Source organism: Polaromonas sp. P1_E1_2 (genome assembly GCF_056406035.1).
Genome location: NZ_JBFUAZ010000350.1, coordinates 1 through 4,422 on the forward strand (window position 1 = coordinate 1; position 4,422 = coordinate 4,422).

Below are 4,422 nucleotides of genomic sequence, written 5' to 3' on the forward strand. Positions count from 1 at the left end.
GGCATAACCGGAGACACCCCATGAACGCCATGACAGAACCGCTTTTATTCAAACAGGTCATCGAAGGCCAGGAGCGCGAGCTCGTGAGTTTCTCCACCCACCCCAGCAAATACCAGCACTGGACGCTGAGCGTGGAGGGTGACGTCGCGCGTCTGAAGCTGGACATCAACGAAGACGGCGGCATCAAGCCCGGCTACAAGCTCAAGCTCAACAGCTATGACCTCGGCGTGGACATCGAACTGCACGACGCGATCAACCGTGTGCGCTTTGAGCACCCGGCCGTCAAGGTGGTGGTGTTCGAGTCGGGCAAGGAAAAGATCTGGTGCTCGGGCGCCAACATCTACATGCTGGGCCTGTCGACGCACGGCTGGAAGGTCAACTTCTGCAAATTCACCAACGAAACCCGCAACGGCCTGGAAGACTCCTCGCGCCATGACGGCCTCAAGGCGATTGCCTCCGTGACCGGCGCGTGTGCCGGCGGCGGCTACGAGCTGGCCCTGGCCTGTGACCGTATCATCATGGTGGACGACCGTTCTTCCACCGTCAGCCTGCCTGAAGTGCCCTTGCTGGGTGTGTTGCCCGGCACTGGCGGCCTGACCCGCGTGACCGACAAGCGCAAGGTGCGCCGCGATCTGGCAGACATCTTCTGCACCACCAGCGAAGGCGTGCGCGCCGACCGCGCCAAGGACTGGAAACTGATCGACGCCCACGCCAAGCCGCAGCAGTTTGGCGATCTGCTTGCTACAGAAATTGAAGCACTTCGCGCACAGTCTACAAGGGCTGCAGCCTCAAAAGGCATTGAACTCACACCGCTGAAGGCCGTCATTGATGATGCCGGCTACCGATACAGCCTCGTTGATGCGCAGGTCGACCGTGAAAAGCGCATTGCCACCATCACGGTGAAGGCGCCAGCCGCAGCCATTGAGTCCACGCCCGATGCCATCGAAGCCGCAGGCGCCAACTGGTACCCGCTGAAATTGCAGCGCGAACTGGATGACGCCATCCTCAACCTGCGCACCAACGAACTGGAAGTCGGCACCTGGGTCATCAAGACCACAGGCGATGCCGGCCAGGTGATCCGCATGGACGAAACGCTGGCCAAACTGAAAGACCACTGGCTGGTCAAGGAAACCACGGGTGCGCTGCGCCGCACCCTGGCCCGGCTGGACGTCACCAGCCGTTCGCTGATTGCGCTGGTCGATGCGGGTTCGTGCTTTGCCGGCACTTTCTACGAACTGGCTCTGGCCTGCGACCGCATCTACATGCTGGACTTGCCCGATTCACCAGACGCCGCGCCTGCGCTGCAACTGAGTCCGGCCAACTTCGGCTGGTTCCCCGCCGTCAATGGCCTGACGCGCCTGCAAACCCGATTCTGCGAAGACGATGCCACCATTGCACAGTTGCAAAAACTCGGCGACAGCCCGCTGCGCGCTGATCAGGCGCTGGCGCTGGGCCTTGTGACCTTGACGCCCGACGACATTGACTGGGAAGACGAGATCCGCATCATGCTGGAAGAGCGTGCTTCGCTCTCGCCCGACGCCATGACCGGCATGGAAGCCTCGTTGCGCTTCCCGGGGAAAGAGACGATGGAGACGCGCGTGTTTGGGCGGCTCTCGGCCTGGCAGAACTGGATTTTCATTCGTCCGAATGCGGTGGGTGAGGACGGTGCCTTGAAACTTTTCGGCACGGGCAAGAAAGCCAAGTTCGACTGGAAGAGGGTGTAACCCCCCGAAGCGCCTGCGGCGCCTCCCCCCAGGGGGCGCCACCTGCGGCCCGGCAAAGCCGGTTCCGCGCTGGCACTGGTACTGACATTGCTGCTGCCGCCTCGCAACTTATTTGATGGAAGAACGCCATGAGCTCAATAGATCTGCAAGCCCTCATCCCCAACAACGTCCACCTGGGCGAAAACCGCCAGCTCCAGCGCGCGCTGGAGCACTGGCAACCCGCCTTTCTGAACTGGTGGGACGAAATGGGTCCCAGCGACTTCAAGGCCAAGGAAGTCTATTTGCGCACTGCTGTCGGCGTGGATGCATCAGGCTGGGCCAGCTACGGCTACACGCCCATGCCYGATTACCGCTGGGGCATCTTTTTGGCTGACAAGGAAGAGGGTCGCAAGATTGGCTTTGGCGACCACATGGGTGAAGACGTCTGGCAGGACGTGCCCGGCGAATACCGCTCGACCTTCCGCCGTCTGATCGTGACGCAGGGCGACACCGAGCCGGCGTCTGTCGAGCAACAGCGCCTCTTGGGCCACACCGCGCCGTCGCTGTATGACCTGCGCAATCTTTTCCAGGTCAACGTCGAGGAAGGCCGACACCTCTGGGCCATGGTGTATTTGCTGCATGCGCACTTCGGCCGCGATGGCCGCGAAGAAGCGGAAGAGCTCTTGATGCGCCACAGCGGCGATGCCGACAAGCCGCGAATCCTGGGCACTTTCAACGAGCCCATGGACAACTGGCTGAGCTTTTTCATGTTCACCTACTTCACCGACCGCGACGGCAAGTTCCAGCTCAAGTCATTCGCAGAATCCGCCTTTGACCCGCTGGCGCGTACCACGCGCTTCATGCTGACCGAGGAAGCCCACCACATGTTCGTGGGCGAGACCGGGGTTGGCCGTGTCATCAAACGCACGCTGGAAGTGATGAAAGAGCTGGACACCGACGACGTCGCCACACTGCGCAAAGCCGGTGTAATCGACCTGCCCACGGTGCAGAAATTCATGAACTTCTGGTTCACGTCGTCGTTGGACCTGTTCGGCTCGGAAGCGTCGTCGAACGCCGCCAACTACTTCAGCAACGGCATCAAGGGCCGGCCGGACGAAGCCAAGTTCGCCGACCACGTGGAACTCGAAACCGAGATGAGCATCGTGGTGCCGAACGGGCAGGGCGGTCTCAAAAACGAGACGATCTCGACCCGCAACGGCATGAATGAGATCACGCGCCTCGAGTACGTCAAGGACTGCAATGTCGGCGTGACGCGCTGGAACATGGGCATCAAGCGCGCGGGTGTGGATTTTGAGTTGACCCTGCCGTCCACACGTTTTCGCCGCGCGGTCGGCGCCTGGGCCGGTAATTTCACCGACCCGCAGGGCAACCCGATCAGCGCCGCCGATTTCGAAGCGAAAAAAGACCAGTGGCTGCCCACGCCGGCCGATACGGCATTTGTCAAAAGCCTGATGAACCGAGTTACCGAACCCGGCAAGATGGCCGCCTGGATCGCGCCGCCGGACCGCGGTATCAACGCCAACCCCTTGGAGTACGAATACGTCAAATTGTGAATATGGCCCCCACGGTCGCTCACTTCGTGTAGTTCCCTGCCCCCCGAGGGGCCGCTGCGCCTGCGGTCTGGCAAAGCCAGTCCCGCGGCCCCGGCTTGATTTGACGTGACCGCTTCACCAGCCTCAGGCGATATTTGCGCCGCGTTCTTTGAGTAAGTCCCGCAGTAGCGAGCGATGGCAACGCGCCTCGTTTTCGCAATAGCAGCCCATGGCGAAATTCGCCTGGTGTGACAGCGCCGCCAGCAGGTCCAGGTTGCGGCTGGCATCGGGTTCGTTCATTTCAGCCCGGTATTTTTTGCTGAAGGCTGCCCAGTCCTTGTCGGAGTTAACCGACTGGCCCAACTTCATGGTTTCCACGCTGGGCGCGAGGCTGGGGTACCAGACGTCATACCAGTCCTGCGAGGCGAACTCGGTTTTCGGCACGCCGCGCGGCGGTCTTCGCACCGTGCCTATGCGCAAACCTTCGTTGGCACTTCGCGCCGTGCCCAGCCTGACGATCCTGATGGCCATTACGGTCTCCTTTTTGGCGAACGGTTCAAGAACCCTGTTCTGGAACGACTCAGGGCGCGGCGGCGGTGCCCGGCTCAGGGGACTCAACGCGCGACATCTCCCGCATCTGGCGCGCGATCTCATCTTCGGCCATTGGCGCTTTCTCAGAAGCCACAGGGGCCGGCGTGTCCAGCCAATGCACCGCGGCCGGAAAGGCGAACACCACCACCGTGAGCGCCACCTGCACCAGCAGCATGGGCCATAGCGCGCCCAACAGGCGCCGGCTCGAAACGGCCGGCAGGCCCGAGCGGGCCCGGGCCATCAGCACGGCATAGCCCATGGGCGGTATCAGGAAACTCAGCTGCAGCACCAGCAGCAGCAACACTGCCGCCTGCTGGGCATCGCCCAGCCGCGCGATCAGCGCCGGCGCGACGATGGGCACGATGACAAAAATCATTTCGAACGCATCCAGCACCCAGGCGCACGAGGCCACCAGCAGCAGTACCAGGGCCGCCGTCACGCCCGGCGGTAGCGTGGAGCCCAGCAGCAGGCCGTTGAGCCAGCGGTCGGTGCCGAACACCCGGAAGACCAGGCTGAAGGTAGTGGCACCCACCAGGAGTGCAAACAGGGCACCGCTGAGCTTGAGCGTGTCGGCC

The 4,422-nt window shown here is 62.3% G+C and carries 4 protein-coding genes; 2 read left to right on the top strand and 2 right to left on the bottom strand.

Annotation, left to right across the window (positions count from 1 at the left end; genetic code table 11):
- Window positions 1-29: 29 nt before the first annotated feature.
- Both boxC and boxB read left to right on the top strand, forming a co-directional pair.
- On the top strand, window positions 30-1,724 hold the full coding sequence (gene boxC, locus AC1D1P_RS15355; protein ID WP_477669622.1) for a 2,3-epoxybenzoyl-CoA dihydrolase: 1,695 nt from the start codon (window positions 30-32) through the stop codon (window positions 1,722-1,724).
- 128 nt (window positions 1,725-1,852) lie between these two features.
- Window positions 1,853-3,277, top strand: coding sequence for a benzoyl-CoA 2,3-epoxidase subunit BoxB (gene boxB / locus AC1D1P_RS15360; RefSeq protein ID WP_477669410.1), 1,425 nt, complete (start codon window positions 1,853-1,855; stop codon window positions 3,275-3,277).
- Between the two features lie 123 nt (window positions 3,278-3,400).
- Here the strand turns inward: boxB and AC1D1P_RS15365 are convergent, their stop codons facing one another.
- Window positions 3,401-3,787 carry a DUF488 domain-containing protein gene (locus tag AC1D1P_RS15365; protein ID WP_477669411.1) on the bottom strand — a complete coding sequence of 129 codons (387 nt, stop codon included), beginning with the start codon at window positions 3,785-3,787 and terminating at the stop codon, window positions 3,401-3,403.
- 49 nt (window positions 3,788-3,836) lie between these two features.
- Window positions 3,837-4,422: TRAP transporter large permease subunit (locus AC1D1P_RS15370; protein ID WP_477673578.1), on the bottom strand; the 586-nt coding region annotated here is incomplete at its 5' end.

What these genes read in the sequence shown, in the direction of transcription:
- boxC (WP_477669622.1), top strand. Translation starts at nt 30, where the DNA reads ATGACAGAACCGCTTTTATTCAAACAGGTCATCGAAGGCCAGGAGCGC.
- AC1D1P_RS15365 (WP_477669411.1), bottom strand. Translation starts at nt 3,787, where the DNA reads ATGGCCATCAGGATCGTCAGGCTGGGCACGGCGCGAAGTGCCAACGAA.